This window comes from Nostoc sp. NMS8, from assembly GCF_017115045.1.
In the GTDB taxonomy this organism is placed as follows: domain Bacteria; phylum Cyanobacteriota; class Cyanobacteriia; order Cyanobacteriales; family Nostocaceae; genus Nostoc.
This window is the reverse complement of record NZ_JABXKK010000086.1, coordinates 67,371-84,719: the sequence shown is the minus strand read 5'-3', so window position 1 is coordinate 84,719 and position 17,349 is coordinate 67,371. Positions and strand designations below refer to the sequence as shown.

Sequence of the window (17,349 nt, the reverse complement as noted above, 5' to 3'; positions counted from 1 at the left end):
AGAGCCGAAATTTTATTAAATAGTATAAATCATACTTATAACCGATGCCAAAGGGGACGCAAAACTGATGAAATAAGGATAATGTTGCTGACCCGGAGTAATGAGAGACAGCGTTTTAATTATTGGTGGACGGGGGCGGATTGGTAGCAGTGTTGCTCAGGATCTCGCTACCCATACGCAGGCTCAAATTACGATTACTGGGCGTTCTGCGGAGTTTGGCAAGGCTGTTAGCTTGTCTTCGGGGGGACAAGTGCAGTTTTTGATATTAGACTTGGCAGAAGTTGACAAGTTGCGAGATGCGATCGCAAACTCTAATTTAGTCATTCACTGTGCTGGCCCATTTCACTACAGAGATACTAATGTTCTTGAAACCTGTATTGCCCAAGGCGTTAATTATCTAGATGTCAGCGACCATCGTTCTTATACCAGCAAAGCTCTAAATTATCATGAAAAAGCTGCTGCTGCTGGTGTGACAGCAATTATTAATACTGGCATTTTTCCTGGTATTTCTAATAGCATGGTACGTCAGGGAGTTGAACAATTTGACCAACCAGAAAAGATCCATTTAAGTTATTTAGTTTCTGGTTCTGGTGGTGCTGGTATTACAGTGATGCGGACAACTTTTCTGGGGTTACAGTATCCTTTTGAAGCTTGGATAGATGGAAAATGGAATACAGTCAAGCCTTATAGTGAAAGAGAAGTAATTGAGTTTCCATCTCCTTATGGACGCAGTGGAGTTTACTGGTTTGATATGCCAGAAACATTTACACTGCCTCAAGCCTTCCCATCAGTGAAAACTGTAATTACTAAGTTTGGCTCTGTTCCAGATTTTTATAATCATCTAACTTGGATTGCCGCGAACGTTTTTCCCAAGTGGTTAATGCAGCAACGTTCGATGATTGAATTCCTCTCTCGTGTCAGCCATTTGATGACAGATGTCACTAATAATTTTAGTGGAATTGGGGTAGCCGTTCGTTCGGAAGTTACAGGGCAAAAAAATGGTGAAACTGCCATTTATCGCTCAACTATAGTGCATGAAAATACATCTGTGGCTTCTGGTTGTGGTACGGGTAGTATTGCCCAATTATTGCTAGAAGGCAAACTCAAAAAGCCAGGTGTTTTTGCTGTAGAAGAAGCACTCCCAACAAATTTATTTGAAGAGGTAATGCAAAGCCGAGGAATTAAGATTACTCATAGTTGGTTATAAAGCAATATAGTTCAGAATGAGCAACAAAACACTTGTAGAGACGACGATTTATCGCGTCTTGTGATGATTGCAATGGTAATGTAAGTGCCCTTGTCTATGGGTTCAGTACGGCAGTTTGACTATTACAAAAATTTAGACAGTTCTAGATACTAAAAGATTTAGATAGGATTGACTGAACTATAGTTAAAAATTAATATACCTTACGGTAGAAGTAAGAACTGTAACTAAACACTTAGGATGCCTGTGAGCTTTAAATATTGCATATATCCATACATGACACAGGCTCACAAAAACTAGGAGTGTTTTACCATGCAAAAAATTCTATTAACTTTAAAGCAAGCGTTTCTTTCAAGCCTTTTGGTTATTTGCTTGATGATCTCTATCAGCTTGTCAGGTTCGTTGATTTTCTTTCAACAAGCTAGTCATGCAACTACACTTGAAGAATTGAAGTTAATACCTCCAGAGTATAAACCAAATTCTGAAGAAAAAATTAATCGCGCTAACGAATACGATCCAGGTGTTGGCGTTCAAGAAGAAAAACGAGAAGAAGCTTATGAACAAGCAGTAAAAGATTCAAAAAATCTTAATACTATCGAGAAGGCTTACGAAAGAAATTTGAAGGCTGAAAAAGCACAAAATCCTCCAGAAAGTCTTGGTGAAAAGGCGAAAGAAGTTCTTGAAAAAGTGACAGGTAAATAGAGAATATAGATATAATTCCCAACCCGCTCACTACTAGCGTTGGGAATTATATTCAAACCCACATTCTGATTTAGAGTGAGATTAAAAAGCTAGATCATATCAAATTTTAAGATAGTCGCGATCAAAAATCGCTTTTACTCAAATTCATCAATTGTGGTGGGAGGAGTAGTCTTTTTATTATTAGCAAAGTTGCGCTCATACCACTTCATTAATGGAGTTGCACTAATTCCATGCACAATTACCGAAACTACAATGGTTGTGTAAGTTATCCAAGCAATTTGTTCGCCTGCTTCACCTTTTAAGCCATGACCAAAGGCATAGGCAAGATAATATAAAGAGCCGACACCGCGAATACCAAACCATCCGAATAACCAACGAGTTCCTGGGTGTAAGGTTCGGCGGTGTGAGTCTAGAGGACGTTTGCCAATTGTGCTAATCCAAACTCCTACAGGTCTGATGATCAAGAATAACAAAATTATCACTAAAAAAGATTGCATAGCATAATTAAGCATTGGTTTCAATAATAATATTGAACCTAATAGTAGGATTGTCCCCACTTCCAGCAACTTTTCAACTTGCTCAATAAATTCTAACTGTTTTAGCGGTTTTTCATGATTTCTGTAACTGCGTTGGACAACTAACCCAGCAACAAATACTGCTAGAAATCCATAGCCATTCACCATTTCTGTTAAGGAATAAGTTATTAGAATTGTGCTGATAGCAATAAAATCTTCCATTAACTCGTCAGCAGGACGGAGTTTGTGAACTCTTTTTTCAATCCAAACTATAGATTTTGCAACAACAATTCCCATAATAATACCAGTTGCGATCGCCCATATTAAATCAACCGTAATCCACTGTTTAAACCAGTTACCCCAGTTGTTATCTTCTAAGGCATGAATGCCAAAATAAACGAAGGGAAAAGCTAAAGCATCATTTAACCCACCTTCAGAAGTTAAACCAAATCTTAACTCATCTTGGTCTTTGGCATCGGTCAGTTGTACTTCTGATGCTAAAACCGGATCGGTAGGTGCAAGAATTGCTCCTAATAAAATCGCTTCTCCCCAATTCATTCCTAAAAATAATTTACCAACAGCAGCCAGAGCCAAAATTGAAATTGGCATCAAAAATAAAATTAATCGCGCCGTAATATCCCAAACCCCCAACCTAAGAGGACGAACAATTTTTAAGCCGCAGCTAAATACAGAAATAATTACTACAAGTTCTGTTATTCTCTCCAGCAGTTCGGTGTTAAAAACTTCATCCCGACGTAATTGAATCAGCCCTAGACCATAAGGGCCTAGAAAAATACCAACTAGGAGATAGATAATGGCAAAAGAAAGAGGTAAGCGAGTAATCCAACCTGACCCTAACGTTACTATCAGCAAAAGTAGACCTATCACAAATAGGTCAATAATATAGACATCTACCATATAGCTATTTATACAAAAATTAGGTGTTGTTCTGTCAGCTTAATTGCTATAGCTTTAATTAGAAATTGCCTATAGGAAGATATTCTAGGATTGAGGATTCAGACGCGCCACCAAATTGGCAGAGAATAGATAAATTTGGCGTTGGCTTTAACCCAATACGGTTGGGTTAAGAAATTTATCCGTTGAGGCAGGTAGGGGGAGCAGGGGATGCAGGGGGGAGAAAAAAGCTTATCTGAAGCGTATTGGGCTTTAACCCGCTCTAGACATGGCGCTTTGATTGTTCGTGTAGCCCCAAAACAATCAGATACAGCTAATACAGACCTGTACGCACTCCTAGCAATGATCTATATTCCCTACTTTTTTACTCAGATATCGTCCAATTTAGTACAAATATACTATAATAAAAACAGCGTTCACAAAGCCTAGCCAAATGCATAACGGCTCTGTGAAAACCTTCTGGAAGATGGATTCAAGGGTTAGTTCGATGATGAAGCATTATATTCTCAACCTCAATCCGACTGCCAAGCATGAATGGGATCGGTGTATTTTACGCGATCCGCTGACTGCCAAACGCCCAGACATTGCTAAACTAATTGCTGAAGCGGTTGGTGCTGATACAGGTAGTTATTTAGTGAGCGTGAATATCGAAGTTCAAGTTTTACAGCAAGCCGCAGTACCTCAAGCCGAACAACTCTCGCTTTCATTTCCAGAGGTGAGTGTGTCATCACAACCACAACTGCGGGAAGCAGCTTAAGTATAACTAAGTTGTGAGATCCCCGACTTCTCTAAGAAGTCGGGGATCTGAACATGGTAAATTAAAAGACTGGGTGCGATCGCTATTTGGAAATATCAGAATGAGTAAGTGCGATCGCCAGCATTAAATCAGTTTTTTTATTTCTAGATTTAATGATAATCGCACTAATTCTCTCAAAAAGTGCATATCTTAGTCAAAATAAAAGTGCAGGAAAAATATTTAAAGTTTCCACATAACAATGCCTGACCAGATGAAAGGAATGCTGACAACTAGGCATAGAATAGAAACTGGTACATCACCTTTAAAAAGTAAGCTAAATCCCGCGATTACAGAACATACGCCCAAATAAATGCAAAACCCAGCAGTTATCCGCCGTAGCACTTTTAGTATGGGATTATGGGTTTTTGGTGTAGTTGTTTGATTTGATGAAGAGGATTTTGGCTGATAAGGAATCTCCACACGATGATGTGGCTGTACTGATGGTGGAGCCTCAGAAAAGTTAATAGGTTGATGTGTGGCTTCTTCTGCAATTAGTCTTGCCTCAATTGATTCCACATCTTTCCTGTTAAGTCCTAACATTTCCTGATAACGCTCCAAATCATGACGAGTATAATCACTCAAAGGAAACTCTCTCTTCATCTCATCAACTAATGCCTGCTCATATTGCTGCAATTTTTGCTTGTACTCTTGATAAGGTTTTAAAACCTCAGCTTCAATTGCAGCAACTTCTTCAGGAAGCAATCCCAAATTGTCACGTTGGCCATCTAATATTTTGCGACCAATCATAGGAATCTCGCCCCTACTAGCGTAATGCTCAACTTCTTTGCGATACCTCAGTTTTGGATTGCCAATTGGTGCTTTAGCCAAAAAGATTTTGAATCCTTCTCTGAATGCAGAGATTCCTGGCCGCATCGCTGGAGATGCTTCTTGAACTTTCTTTTTGGCGTACTCATGCAACTCATCAACTGAAACCGCACCATCGTTATCTTGATCTGCGGCACCTGTTTCAATGCCTTCAATCAAATAACGAGTATAAATCGAAAGATTTTCTCCCGATTGCTGGAAAGAATACTGAGTAGCAGTGGAAGAACTTAGAACAACTCGCCCTTCTCCTCCCATTTCAACTTGAATATTAACAGAACCGTCATCTTTAGCTGACCAACCTTCAGGAAATGCCCCACTAAAGCAGCAATCAAGAATTATGACTTGTCGCTTAGAGCGGCTTTCACTCATAATGTCTTGAATAAAACTCGCAGGAACAGCAGTTGATTTGATCAGCCTTCCTTGGGGATTTTTGCGGGTAAAGCGAGTAGCTAGGTGAAGTTTGCCGTTCTCGTCTTTAATGCCGTGACCGGAAAAGTAAAATACTACAAGGTCATCTTTGGTACGATCGCTAAACAACGTCTCGATCGCTTCCTGCATTTTCTGAGGATCGGGATTCTCCAGTTTTTGGATGTCTACTTCAGCAAATCCGCCCATTTCTGGATGCTGCAAAACTTTGGCGATCGCTTGCATATCATTGACTGAGGCTGGTAATGTCTCAAGACCAGGCTCATATTCGCTGACTCCGATTAGAAGTGCTACCCTTGCCATCTTGTTATCCTCTTTTTTCTTATGGGGTTTCTTAACCTACGCCTACAAACCTTTGAGCGGCTTCCAGCGCTGCTGTTAATTCTTCTTGGCTGCTGACTGTAATTTTCAGCTTTTTACCGTTGGCTTCTACTTCCAACTCAATTGGTTTATTTCCCAAGCGCTCGCCCAAAAATCCCAACAATTTCTTAAAATTATTAATACTCACCTCTGCCTGCAATACTCCCAGCAAAAAACCTCCAAACGCTTTTGAGCCTGGAGGAGTTTGTGTAACTCCCACAAGTTCAGCACTTTCTACATCTAAATCTCTAATCTCTCTGAGCAGATTCCGTGTTTCTCGTTCTTGCTCTTCTGCATCTAAGTCTGGATTAGAAAGAGCGATCGTTAGTTTGACGTTAGATTCAGAACTCATTTTGTACCCTTTTTCAGTTTTTAAGCAGTTGACTGTCAACTATATTGCTGTGATTTCTCTATTGACATCATATCCGCTATGTAATTTTCCTGAAACTTCTTCAAAATTTTTACAAAAACTCATAAATTTTAAGTAAAAATTAGTAGAATCGAGGGGCGATCGCTCTGAATCTAATATTCTGTTTGGATAGTTAATTATCAATACGGTGCAAAGACGCGATAAATCGCCGTCTCTACAAGTATTTTGTTGCTCGCTCTGAACTGCATTGCCACAGTTATTTCACGCCACACGCAGAATTTCTGGGGCGTTATACTCTTCCATACTTTGAGTAAATTGAGAAGCCTACACTGTACCGGACGGTATAGTGTAGGCAGTAGAAATTATGTGAAGTTAATTAAAACAAGTTCAAATCTGTCACAGCACCAATGCTGCTAGAAGATACTAATTTGGCATATTTCGCCAACACGCCTTTAGTGTAACGCGGAGCGGGAGGTTGCCAGTTGGCACGACGACGGGCCAATTCTGCTTCAGATATATTCAACTGCAATAAACGAGCGGGTGCATCAATAGTAATACTATCGCCTTCTTCTACAAGGGCGATCGCACCACCAACTGCTGCTTCTGGTGCAACATGACCAACCACCATACCGTAAGTACCGCCAGAAAAACGTCCGTCGGTAATTAATGCCACAGCATCACCCAAACCAGCACCGATAATTGCAGAGGTGGGAGCTAACATTTCTCGCATCCCAGGGCCACCCTTAGGCCCTTCGTAGCGGATGACTAGAATATCACCAGGTTGAATTTTACCCGCTAAAATTGCATCTAAAGAAGCTTCTTCCGATTCAAACACTCGTGCAGGCCCAGTAATCACTGGTTTTTTCACCCCGGTAATTTTGGCGACAGCCCCTTCTGTTGCCAAATTACCTCTGAGAACGGCTAAATGTCCTTGGGGATACATTGGGTTATTCCAAGGACGAATCACATCTTGATTGGCGGATGGTTCTTCGGGGATGTCTGCTAATATCTCTGCAATTGTTTTACCAGTGATAGTTAGACTATCACCATGTAATAAATCATGTACAAGTAGCATCTTCATTACTTGGGGAATGCCACCAGCTTTGTGTAAATCTGTAGCGACATATTTACCGCTTGGTTTTAAATCACACAAAACGGGAACACGGCCGCGGATAGTTTCAAAGTCGTCTATGGTTAACTCTACATCAGCGGCACGGGCGATCGCTAATAAATGCAACACTGCATTGGTCGAACCACCCACCGCCATGACTACTGAGATGGCATTCTCGATAGATTTGCGGGTGATAATTTGGCGAGGCAAGATTTGTTTGCGGATAGCTTCGACTAATACAAAGGCTGATTTCTCGGTGCTATCAGCTTTTTCGGCATCTTCTGCCGCCATTGTCGAAGAATAGGGCAAACTCATCCCCAGCGCTTCAAATGCTGAAGACATGGTGTTAGCTGTGAACATTCCCCCACAGGAACCAGCGCCAGGACAAGCTCGATTTTCAACTTCTAATAATTCTTTTTCGTCAATTTTTCCGGCACTATATTGACCAACAGCTTCAAAAGAACTGACAACAGTTAAATCGCGTCCGTTGTAGTGACCAGGTTTGATTGTGCCGCCATAAACGAATATTGCAGGGATATTGATCCGGGCGATCGCTAGCATTGCCCCTGGCATATTTTTATCACAACCGCCAATCGCAATTACACCATCCATACTTTGTCCAGTACAGACGGTTTCAATGGAATCGGCAATCACTTCCCGCGATACTAGAGAATATTTCATCCCTTCAGTTCCCATCGAAATCCCATCGCTAATGGTAATTGTGCCAAACACTTGCGGCATCGCCCCGGCAGTTCTAATCCCAACCTCTGCCCTTTGTGCCAGTTGATTTATCCCCATATTACAGGGAGTGATCGTACTGTAGCCATTGGCAATGCCCACAATGGCTTTGTTAAAATCTTCATCTTTAAAACCAACTGCACGCAGCATAGCCCGATTAGGCGATCGCTGCACCCCTTGCGTCACAATTTGGCTTCTCAAATTCTCCGACATTTTTTTTCCTTCCGTGGCATCATCGCTTGTATTGCGATTGTATTATCTGATTTTCTCATGATAAGAACCCCACTTCTAAGAGCGATCGCTTAGGAGTGGGGTTTAGTGACTTTTACAAAAAGTCTATTAAAGGATAATGTCGCTTGCTACTAGTTGTGATGCGCCTGCAAGCTGAATTTCAAACTCAGCTAGTAGATCCCCATCAGTACTACCTTGCAGAATACCTCCTGAATAACGGATCTGACCGATTGCAGAGAATGCGGCACTTCCAATGAAAGTGAAGGCTTGATTGCCCACTGTAATCGAATTAGCGTCAATGGTAGATAGATCGATTTGATCGCCTGCCAAGATACCATTGCCAACAAAGTCAGTAATCACATCCCGCAACAAACCAGGTTGACTCTCAGAAACGAAGTTGAAATCGAAAACATCGTTACCCGATCCTCCAGTGAGGATATCAGTCCCACCAACACCAACGAGGATACCACCGTTACCAAAATCACCGCTAATGGTATCGTTGCCAGATCCACCAATAAGGCTATCATTGCCAAATCCGCCAACAAGGCTGTCGTCGCCAGAACTGCCGTCAATCTTATCGTTGCCCGCTCCGCCGTTAATTGTATCGTTGCCTATCCAGCCGATTATTGTATCGTTGCCAGATCCGGTGTTAATCCTATCGTTGTCATATCCACCGTCAATCGTATTATTGCCATCACCGGCGTTAATCGTATCGCTGCCATATCCGCCGATTATTGTATCGTTGCCAGATCCGGCGTTAATAATATCGTTGCCAAATCCGCCGTCAATCCGATTATTCCCGGCTCCAGCGTTAATCGTATCGTTGCCAGATCCGCCATTAATCGTATCGTTACCAGATCCAGCGTCAATCTTATCGTCACCAGATTGGCCGTCAATCCTATTGTTGCCAGAACCGCCGTTAATCGTGTCGTTGCCAGATCCGCTTTGAATTTTATCATTGCCAGATCCGGTGTTAATCGTATCGTTGTCAGATACGCTGTAAATCGTATTGTTGCCATCACCAGCATTAATCGTATTGTTGCCAGAACCGCCGTTAATTGTATCGTCGCCAGATCCGGTATTAATGATATCGTTGCCAAATCCGCCGTCAATTATATTGTCGCCAGATCCGGCGTTAATGGTATCGTTGCCAGAACCGCCGTTAATTGTATCGTTGCCAAATCCGCCGTCAATCTTATCGTCGCCAGATTGGCCGTCAATCCTATTGTTGCCATCACCAGCGTTAATCGTATCGTTGCCATCACCGCTTTGAATCCTATCGTTGCCAGAACCGGTGTTAATTTTATCGTTACCGTCAAATCCTCCATAAATCGTATTGTTACCATCACCGCCGTCAATTGTATCGTTGCCAAATCCGCCGTCAATCGTATCGTCTCCAGATCCGCCCCTAATGGTATCGTTGCCCCTTCCGCCGTTAATCGTATCGTCTCCAGATCCGCCCCTAATGGTATCGTTGCCAGATCCGCCCCTAATGGTATCGTTGCCATCAAATCCATTAATGAGATAAGGGAGAGTAAAAGAAGGATTACCAAGACTGTCAGGGCGATTAGTACCGTTAATTGTTGGCATTGTGGTTGATCCTGAATTTTAAGGGTAAAAAATTACCTCGTCACTTCCCCATCAGAAAACGGCATTGCTAATTAAGAGGATGAATTTGCTTTCCCCTAAAGGCACAAAGGAAATAGTTTCTAATATAGAATTTTGGAATTTCACACTTTTATTCAGCAATGCCGAGAAAATAAAGTGAGGAAATAACGAGTGTGAAGATATAAACAAATTAGACCTGTTTTAATCAGGTCTTTTCTGTTACAGCTAAAGCAATGGATAGATTGATAATTTTGGCATCAAAATCGATTGTGCCAATGGTCATTTTATGTCCTTGCGCCTGATGTGTTCACAGATTCTAACAGTAGGCTGCTAGAGAACAAGCAGATTATATCCTACGGAATTGTATAGGTTTTAGGACATTTTTAGTGTATTTGGAGTAACACAAGCATAATACTATCCTCAAACATAATTTTTTCTATCTATAAGAAATAATAATTAATTCTATATTTTATTACTCTCGCCATCACGAAATCTGAAACCTTTACTCACATAGGGTTTTTTGATCTAGATCGGAATCAAAAGGTCGTGATAGTACGCTGTGGGGTAGTTTATTTTATTTATGTATAAAAAAAGTGGCATTCATTTGTAAAAACTGAATACCACTTGATATTTTCTCTTAAAATTCTTGATGAGGGTAATATTTTAACGAGGTAGAGGTATCCCCATAACGGCCACTGCTCCAGCGATCGCACTAGCCGCAAGAGAAGTAATCGCTGTCCCAAATATCCACCACGCAGCATTAGCAACGGTTTTTTTAGTTTCTTCCGCTTGCTTTTTAGCTTGATTTTGAATCGCTTTCAGGCGTTTTTGGGTTTCTTTCTGGATGCGTTCGGCTCGTTGTAATACGCCATCCCGCGCCGATTCTATTTGGTTAATAATGCCGTTAGCATCTGCCTCGGAAATATCTTCACGAGAACTCAATACAGCAACTAAGGTGTCACGATCGAATTCACTGAGGCGATCGCGCAATGCTTCAAATCCGGCTTGGGGATCGTCGAAGACTTTCGCGAAGTCTTGCTTAATGCCTTCATAGTTGAGTTCGGAACGATCAAGAGAGTTAAGATAGTTGCGAACTTTGGCAAAAACTCCATCTAGCACTGATTGCACTCTCTGCTGAATCTGTTGGAATTGTTCAACAATAGAACTACGAATAGAATCAATTTGATCCACAATTCGGTTAGCTTCTTCTTCTGAAATATCCTCCCGTTGGGATAATAGCGCCACAATTGTCGAACGGTCAAATTTTGAGGCGCGATCGCTTAAATTCCCAAGTCCAGCGCGGGGAGAAGACAGCAGCAATTGTAAATCGCGTTTGATTCCTTCGGGGTTGAGTTCATCTTTGTTGGTATTACGCAGATATCCTTCCAGATTGGCTTCAAAATCTAAAGCTTGTTGGGTGGTACGCTTGGCTAAACGTCGTGGCGCTCTCAAGATATCACCAATAGCATCTTGAGCGCGATCGATAATCTGATTAACTTGCTCTTGGCTCAAGTCTCCCCCCTGACTCACGAGTTTTACCAAGGTTTCTCGATCGACATTAGATAAGCGATCGCGCAGTGCTAAGGCTCCAGCTTTGGGATCGTCGAGTAATTTTTCTAAATCGCCTCTAATACCTTCTGGATCGAGTTCTTCCAAGTTGGTATTGCGGAGATATTCAGCGATCGCTTTTGTGGTTTTTTCGTACTGTTCTTTCGCTTGCTGCGGTACTTGCAAAATACTATCTCGGACTGCTTCAAGCTGATCGAGAGTTTGATTTATCTGTTCTTCGCTCAAATCTTGACGCTGACTGAGCAATTGTACCAATGTATCCCGGTCAAATTGCGATAGGCGCGATCGCAAAAGGCTAATTCCGGCTTGCGGATCGTCTAGCAAAATTCTAAACTCACGTTTGATAGCTTCAGGATTAAGTTCGTCTTTGTTAGTATTCCGCAGATATTCTTCAACCCTTTGGCGCAGTTCATCGGCTTTCGCTTTTGCTTGCTCTTGCAATTCTCTAGCACGATTCAACAGGTTATCGCGGTTGCTTTCGAGTTGACTAACTATATTATTAGCTTCCTCTTCGCTGATATCTTGACGCTGTTGGAGCAATTGTACAAAAGTATCACGGTCAAATTGCCCAAAGCGGCTACTTAAATCTTCAAACCCAGCTTGTGGATCGTCCAGCAACTTAGCAAAGTCCCGTTCAATACCTTCAGGATTGAGTTCTTCTTTCCCCGTCGAACGCAGATAATCTTCAATGCGGCTGCGGAAATCTTGTCCTTTTTCGCGCGCTTCGGCCTGTTTGACAGTCTCTAAAACTTCCAAGCGATCGCTTTCCATTTGTTCGGAAATTTCTTTCACCCTGGCTTCGCTGATATCACCCCGCTGCTGTAGTAAATTGGTGAAATATTCTTGATTAATTTCTTCCAATTCTCGTCTCACAGTTGTTGGATCTGCATTTACGTCATAGATTACTTCTTTAAATTCATCTACTAAGGTAATTCGATTGAAGTGCCAAGGGAACGACTGCAATATGTAGTCTTCTACATCTGCCTTAATTGCATTTTCTAGTGATATTGGTAATTTTGCAGATACTTGCTCAGTTGCTTGATCTCTAAACTTTTTGAATTGTTCTGTAATTTCATCGACATCGACATCTTGAACTTTTTCTTTCAGTTTTTGCAACTGAGTTGTAATTTTGTTCACATCGATATTAGAAAGATTTACTCGCTCCAGAACTGCTGGTGCAGCAGCACTCAAGCCATATCGAATTGCTTGCTTAATTACACCATTGCCATTACCGCCTCCCACTGTAACCAGTTGTTGAAGCCGTTCACCCAATTGCTCTGAATTCAGTTCTTCAGGAGTAGCAGACTTAAGTAAATTGATTACTTGTTCTGTGGGATTTTTACGATTCAAAGCTTGTTGCCAAGCATCTTGAAATTGGTCAGCAATGCCATTGATATCTTCTTTAGATAAATCTGCACGACTGCTGATTAAATCAACAAAGGTTTGACGGTTAACATTTTGTAGTAAATCACTATTGGCAACAGATTGTAAATCTGTATCTTTAAGAAGCTGGTCAAATTGAGTGCGTATTTGTTTGATATCCAGCTTTGGTAATTGCAGAGAGTTTAAGGAACTTTGGAGCGTATTTTTAATACCTTCGGAATCAAAACCTGAAGTTAATTCCCGTCGGACTGCGGCTGTAATATCTTCAGCAGTAGAAACTAACTGTTTTTTTGCAGCATTAGCACCAATGCCAGCATTTGCTGTACCCAGCAGAGCTTGAAAACCAGAAGTGACAGTATTAGATATAGAACCAATTAAAGAACCTACCGCCGATGAACCCAACCAAATTACTAGTGAGAAATAGATAGACCAGATAACTACACCAATAATTGCTCCTAAAAATGCACTTTCGATTAAACTAAGTTTTACGGCTAAAAAACAAGCAATAAATAATGCAATGCTCGCGGTTATTAATGCCCAAGCACCAACTTTCGCTTGAACTTTACGAATAGTCTTACCCAAACCTTCTGACTCATCATCAGAATCAGAGTCAATTTCCCAAGATGAAATTCCGGCTGCAACTGAAAAGTTTGTGAGTAACAATTGAAAGGCAAATGCCATTGAAACTCCAGCCAGCAAAGCCACTAAGAATTTAGATCCCGAAAAAAGAACTGATGCTTTTTCTGGAGTTAGTATTTCCTGAGCTAAATTTACAGGCGCTAATCCGAAAGGCAACCAGTTCCATCCCAAAATGGTTAAAACACCTTGAAACATAAGATTTTCTCACTTGCACTCAATTACATACCCATTTAGAAAATGGCTTATTTATTAGCTTAATTATCAGTTATCTACGCCGAAAGTTTCTTAGGTAGTAAGTTTACTTGCCAAAAGTTGGATCTTTAAAGAATATTTTTTCTTTTACTAAGTAATGTAGTTTTAGTTAATTCATGGAAATAGAAAATATCAAAAAAGCAATCTTTTGTAACATATTTTTAAAACACTCATTGATAACTAGTAGCAATCAATATTTAACTTTTGATACTTGAAAAGTATTTACTCATTTAGATAAAGTCACCTCTGTCTAATGATAGAGATAAAAATTCTTCCAAGCGATTGATGGGAAATGAGTCTAAACATGTATTAATGATGGTATTCCAAGCTTTAAATTTGTGAATAATTGACTATTGCTGAGGAGATAAGATAATGGTTGTAGGTGTTGTACATAAACGTGGTGTAGGTGTATTTTCTAATCGCCGGGATGTTGAGAATGCACTACATGAATTGAAAAAAGTTGGTTTTGACATGAATAGAGTTTCTGTCATTACCCAAGATGGGGACAGAGATGATATTGCTGGGGCTGAAGTACGCGATCGCGTCGGCGATAAATCTGACGAAGGTGCTAAAGTCGGAGCAGCCACAGGCGGTGCTTTGGGCGGATTAGCTGGCTTACTAGTCGGTCTTGGTACTCTGGCAATTCCTGGCATTGGGCCAATTATGTTAGCTGGAGCCGCAGCAACTACTCTAGCTACAACTCTTGCTGGTGCTGGTATTGGTGCAGTAGCAGGTAGTTTACTTGGTGCATTAATTGGTTTAGGAATTCCCGAAGAACGAGCCAGAGTTTACGACGAACGCGTGAGACGAGGACACTATTTAGTGATCCTTGATGGCACGGATGCAGAAATTTTGAGAGCTGAAGCAATTCTAAATCGTCAGGGTGTAGAAGAGTTTGGCATTTACGACAACCCAGATGTGGCAAATGTAGGCACTGGTAATGTTACTCCTACTCCAGCTTATAATGGTGTCGCTAAACGTGCCATCGGGGTATTTTCACATCGTCGAGATGCAGAAGCAGCAATTACAGAATTACGAGATGCGGGTTTTTCTTTAGATAGAGTCTCCATCATCGCCAAAGATACAAGCGGTCATGGGATCGCTGGCGTAGATGTAGACAGAAGTGTTGGTACAGGTAATAAAGCAGACGATGGTGCAAAAGCTGGAGCCGCAACAGGTGGAGTTGTCGGCGGTTTGACTGGCTTATTAGTTGGTTTGGGGACTTTAGCAATTCCTGGAATCGGTCCCGTGCTTGCAGGTGGTGCAGTGGCGACAACCTTGGCAACAACATTAGCTGGTGGTGCCATCGGTGCGGCCGCTGGAAGTATTGTTGGTGCGCTCGTTGGCTTGGGAATCCCTGAAGATAGAGCTAGAGTATATAGCGATCGCTTCCAAAGAGGCGACTACTTAGTAATTATTGATGGTACGGAAGCTGAAATCCGCCAAGCTGAAGCAGTTCTCAAACATCGAGGTATTGAAGAATTTGCTATCTATGATGCCACAGAAATTAGTGAAGATCGCCCAGGTTTTGAACGAGTCACGCATAATAGCGATCGCACCAATTACTCAACAGAGCCTCATAGAAACGATCCTGCTGTAGTCATTGTTGATCGTCGTGATGAAGCACTTTAACCCAAAGTAGTTGTCACTCGAATTAATTTCCCAAAATTGCAAGAGCAAGAATTTGAAAAATTTGCTCCTGACTGAAAAAACTTGCTCCTCTGTTCTGCCGTAAATATCAACAAGTTTCACCTTCCGATTGCGAATTAAATCTATGCAAAAGCTAACTCCCTTCTTAATTAGCACCCTCTTAATGTTTGGTGTTGTTGCTTGTGATAACGCTTCTAAAACAAGTGAATCTGCACCCAGTAATCCTAATGAAGCTCCCCAAACACCGACTGCAAAAACCACAGAAGCTTCTCAACAAGATGCACAAAGTGAAGTTCGCAGAAGACAGCTAAATGAGGATATTCGCGCCCGCGAACAGCGCAACAATGCCACTGGTGGCGATACAACAAGAGCTAAAGGTGACTTAGCAAGTGAAGTTCGCTCCAAGTTGGAGGCTAATATACCCAAAGGTCAACTAACAGTTAATGCCGCAGACGGTGGTGTTGTGACTGTTGCGGGAACTGTTAGTAATCAGCAGGAATTGGCTAAAATCGAAACTTTAGCTAAACAAATTAAAGGTGTCAAAACTGTAGTTGTTAAGGCAACTGTTGCCCCACCAAAAAGCTAACAACAAATCCAACTGAGTAGGTATAAATAAAATTAAATATTCTTACTCAGTATTAGTGGTCAGTTATACTTATAACTGACCATTAAGAATTGACGACTGACGACTCAAATAATTATTATTTATTATTTACGATTAGTCAGTTATACAAACTCTTGTAATTGCCCCAAATAAAAACTATGGGAACTGAACAACAGCAACGAGAATCGAGCAATGCTTCATTCTCACCAGGTACACTAGCACTTGAAGGTACTGATACTGCAAACTTGCCAAAGTTACCACCAGCCCGTGAACCTGAATCTCAGTGGCAACAAATTAGCAGACAAATTACTCAATTTTTGGAGCAACTGCCCCAATACTTAACTAGCTTTTTTCAAGACTACAAGCAGCCTTTAATAACTGTTGCTTTAATTTTGGCAGCGATTGTTACAGCCAAGATAGTGCTAGCACTTTTGGATGAAATCAATGATATTCCACTACTATCACCGCTCTTTGAGTTAGTTGGAATTGGTTACGCCACTTGGTTTATTTCCCGTTATCTACTGAAGGTTTCAACTCGGCAAGAATTGTCGGCTGAAATTCAATTCCTGAAAAACCAGTTTGTGGGCGAATAAATTTCCTGAACACTAAACTAGTAATCTGTCAATAAATAATTGATGGGTAGATTTCCTGTAGAGACGACGATTTATTGCGTCTCTCTAACCGTCAAAATGAATTTAACATACTACTAGTGGTCTCTCAGGCGGGGAAGCATCTTAACGAAAGCAAATATACCAGGCGGTTAGAAATCGCGGCTACGCAAACTTAAAGAATTTGAAACCCACGGAAGTGGGTTTTGTCCGTATAGCCGCGTTCGCCCTTGGGTGCCGGAAGCATCATTCCATTGCCATGGCAAGGTGTATTTTTACTTAATATGATTTTTTTGATACCTCAAAAGATAGAGAACATAACATTATATTTAATTTTAAATCACTTCTAAAGATAGTAGTTCGGAGATAAAAAACAGCCTAGTCTAGTTCTTGAAGTTATTTAATAGATTCTTTAACGAGGACATAAATTATGGCTAATGAAGCAGTTAATAAAGGTATAGATTCATCTGATCGGGCTGAAGTAGATACTTACGATCGCGGTATTATCCCAGCAGAAACAGCCGCTCGCATTGAAAGAGAAGGAAATAAGTATAAAACACTCCCCACAGAAGAAGGGGAGGCAGATGTATCTACCGACGACCAAACCGATCCAGAAAGTATACGCACCACCGATGGCTATACCGTGGACAAAGAAGGTTTATTAAACAACTATGCGATTGAACCGGAAATTTACTACGAACAACCAGGCGATGCACGCCAACAAGCAGCAGAAGAGAGAGCAGAACGTATTGAAGAACTTGGAGAAATTAATCAAGACGAGGAAGGCAAGTTAACAGAAAATAGTGACAGTCGGGGTAGAGGGCCAGGAGTAATTTAATTAGG

The 17,349-nt window shown here is 41.2% G+C and carries 13 protein-coding genes; 7 read left to right on the top strand and 6 right to left on the bottom strand.

Annotated elements, in window-relative coordinates; genetic code table 11:
• The first annotated feature begins 100 nt into the window (after window positions 1-100).
• Both HWQ39_RS17065 and HWQ39_RS17060 read left to right on the top strand, forming a co-directional pair.
• Window positions 101-1,207: a saccharopine dehydrogenase NADP-binding domain-containing protein gene (locus tag HWQ39_RS17065; RefSeq protein WP_292847315.1), complete on the top strand. Its 1,107-nt coding sequence runs from the start codon at window positions 101-103 to the stop codon at window positions 1,205-1,207.
• A gap of 309 nt (window positions 1,208-1,516) precedes the next feature.
• Complete coding sequence (locus HWQ39_RS17060; protein WP_292847312.1) at window positions 1,517-1,906, top strand: hypothetical protein; 390 nt, start codon at window positions 1,517-1,519, stop codon at window positions 1,904-1,906.
• Between the two features lie 134 nt (window positions 1,907-2,040).
• Here the strand turns inward: HWQ39_RS17060 and HWQ39_RS17055 are convergent, their stop codons facing one another.
• Window positions 2,041-3,339 (bottom strand): sodium:proton antiporter, encoded by a 1,299-nt coding sequence (locus tag HWQ39_RS17055; protein ID WP_292847309.1) that lies wholly within the window; start codon window positions 3,337-3,339, stop codon window positions 2,041-2,043.
• A 484-nt stretch (window positions 3,340-3,823) separates the two neighbouring features.
• Here HWQ39_RS17055 and HWQ39_RS17050 point away from each other — a divergent pair, with 484 nt between their 5' ends.
• On the top strand, window positions 3,824-4,093 hold the full coding sequence (locus HWQ39_RS17050; RefSeq protein WP_094330359.1) for a hypothetical protein: 270 nt from the start codon (window positions 3,824-3,826) through the stop codon (window positions 4,091-4,093).
• Window positions 4,094-4,312: 219 nt separating this feature from the next.
• Here the strand turns inward: HWQ39_RS17050 and HWQ39_RS17045 are convergent, their stop codons facing one another.
• The 5 genes from HWQ39_RS17045 to HWQ39_RS17025 all read right to left on the bottom strand — a co-directional run bounded on the left by HWQ39_RS17045 (window position 4,313) and on the right by HWQ39_RS17025 (window position 13,587).
• The gene (locus HWQ39_RS17045) at window positions 4,313-5,686 is read right to left on the bottom strand and encodes a caspase family protein (RefSeq protein ID WP_292847304.1); all 1,374 of its coding nucleotides are present in this window, start codon (window positions 5,684-5,686) and stop codon (window positions 4,313-4,315) included.
• Window positions 5,687-5,717: 31 nt separating this feature from the next.
• Window positions 5,718-6,095, bottom strand: a complete 378-nt coding sequence (locus HWQ39_RS17040) for a hypothetical protein (RefSeq protein WP_292847301.1) — start codon at window positions 6,093-6,095, stop codon at window positions 5,718-5,720.
• A gap of 394 nt (window positions 6,096-6,489) precedes the next feature.
• Entirely contained in the window at window positions 6,490-8,175 is a 1,686-nt protein-coding gene (gene ilvD, locus HWQ39_RS17035; protein ID WP_292847299.1) for a dihydroxy-acid dehydratase, read from the bottom strand.
• 126 nt (window positions 8,176-8,301) lie between these two features.
• Window positions 8,302-9,783: a calcium-binding protein gene (locus HWQ39_RS17030; protein WP_292847296.1), complete on the bottom strand. Its 1,482-nt coding sequence runs from the start codon at window positions 9,781-9,783 to the stop codon at window positions 8,302-8,304.
• Between the two features lie 681 nt (window positions 9,784-10,464).
• Entirely contained in the window at window positions 10,465-13,587 is a 3,123-nt protein-coding gene (locus HWQ39_RS17025) for an MFS transporter (RefSeq protein ID WP_292847293.1), read from the bottom strand.
• Window positions 13,588-14,016: 429 nt separating this feature from the next.
• On the opposite strand from HWQ39_RS17025, the gene HWQ39_RS17020 reads away from it, so the two are divergent.
• From HWQ39_RS17020 to HWQ39_RS17005, 4 genes are all read left to right on the top strand, one after another.
• Window positions 14,017-15,276 (top strand): general stress protein, encoded by a 1,260-nt coding sequence (locus HWQ39_RS17020; RefSeq protein ID WP_292847290.1) that lies wholly within the window; start codon window positions 14,017-14,019, stop codon window positions 15,274-15,276.
• 142 nt (window positions 15,277-15,418) lie between these two features.
• On the top strand, window positions 15,419-15,880 hold the full coding sequence (locus HWQ39_RS17015; protein WP_292847288.1) for a BON domain-containing protein: 462 nt from the start codon (window positions 15,419-15,421) through the stop codon (window positions 15,878-15,880).
• 176 nt (window positions 15,881-16,056) lie between these two features.
• A complete protein-coding gene (locus tag HWQ39_RS17010; RefSeq protein WP_292847286.1) occupies window positions 16,057-16,491 on the top strand; it encodes a CAAD domain-containing protein in 435 nt (144 codons plus the stop codon).
• Between the two features lie 445 nt (window positions 16,492-16,936).
• Complete coding sequence (locus HWQ39_RS17005) at window positions 16,937-17,344, top strand: hypothetical protein (RefSeq protein ID WP_292847284.1); 408 nt, start codon at window positions 16,937-16,939, stop codon at window positions 17,342-17,344.
• Window positions 17,345-17,349 lie beyond the last annotated feature (5 nt).

Bases quoted from the DNA above. Each gene is read 5' to 3' on its own strand.
- HWQ39_RS17050 (WP_094330359.1), top strand. From the start codon at position 3,824: ATGATGAAGCATTATATTCTCAACCTCAATCCGACTGCCAAGCATGAA.
- HWQ39_RS17060 (WP_292847312.1), top strand. From the start codon at position 1,517: ATGCAAAAAATTCTATTAACTTTAAAGCAAGCGTTTCTTTCAAGCCTT.
- HWQ39_RS17055 (WP_292847309.1), bottom strand. From the start codon at position 3,339: ATGGTAGATGTCTATATTATTGACCTATTTGTGATAGGTCTACTTTTG.
- HWQ39_RS17065 (WP_292847315.1), top strand. From the start codon at position 101: ATGAGAGACAGCGTTTTAATTATTGGTGGACGGGGGCGGATTGGTAGC.
- ilvD (WP_292847299.1), bottom strand. From the start codon at position 8,175: ATGTCGGAGAATTTGAGAAGCCAAATTGTGACGCAAGGGGTGCAGCGA.
- HWQ39_RS17030 (WP_292847296.1), bottom strand. From the start codon at position 9,783: ATGCCAACAATTAACGGTACTAATCGCCCTGACAGTCTTGGTAATCCT.
- HWQ39_RS17020 (WP_292847290.1), top strand. From the start codon at position 14,017: ATGGTTGTAGGTGTTGTACATAAACGTGGTGTAGGTGTATTTTCTAAT.
- HWQ39_RS17010 (WP_292847286.1), top strand. From the start codon at position 16,057: ATGGGAACTGAACAACAGCAACGAGAATCGAGCAATGCTTCATTCTCA.
- HWQ39_RS17005 (WP_292847284.1), top strand. From the start codon at position 16,937: ATGGCTAATGAAGCAGTTAATAAAGGTATAGATTCATCTGATCGGGCT.
- HWQ39_RS17040 (WP_292847301.1), bottom strand. From the start codon at position 6,095: ATGAGTTCTGAATCTAACGTCAAACTAACGATCGCTCTTTCTAATCCA.
- HWQ39_RS17015 (WP_292847288.1), top strand. From the start codon at position 15,419: ATGCAAAAGCTAACTCCCTTCTTAATTAGCACCCTCTTAATGTTTGGT.
- HWQ39_RS17045 (WP_292847304.1), bottom strand. From the start codon at position 5,686: ATGGCAAGGGTAGCACTTCTAATCGGAGTCAGCGAATATGAGCCTGGT.
- HWQ39_RS17025 (WP_292847293.1), bottom strand. From the start codon at position 13,587: ATGTTTCAAGGTGTTTTAACCATTTTGGGATGGAACTGGTTGCCTTTC.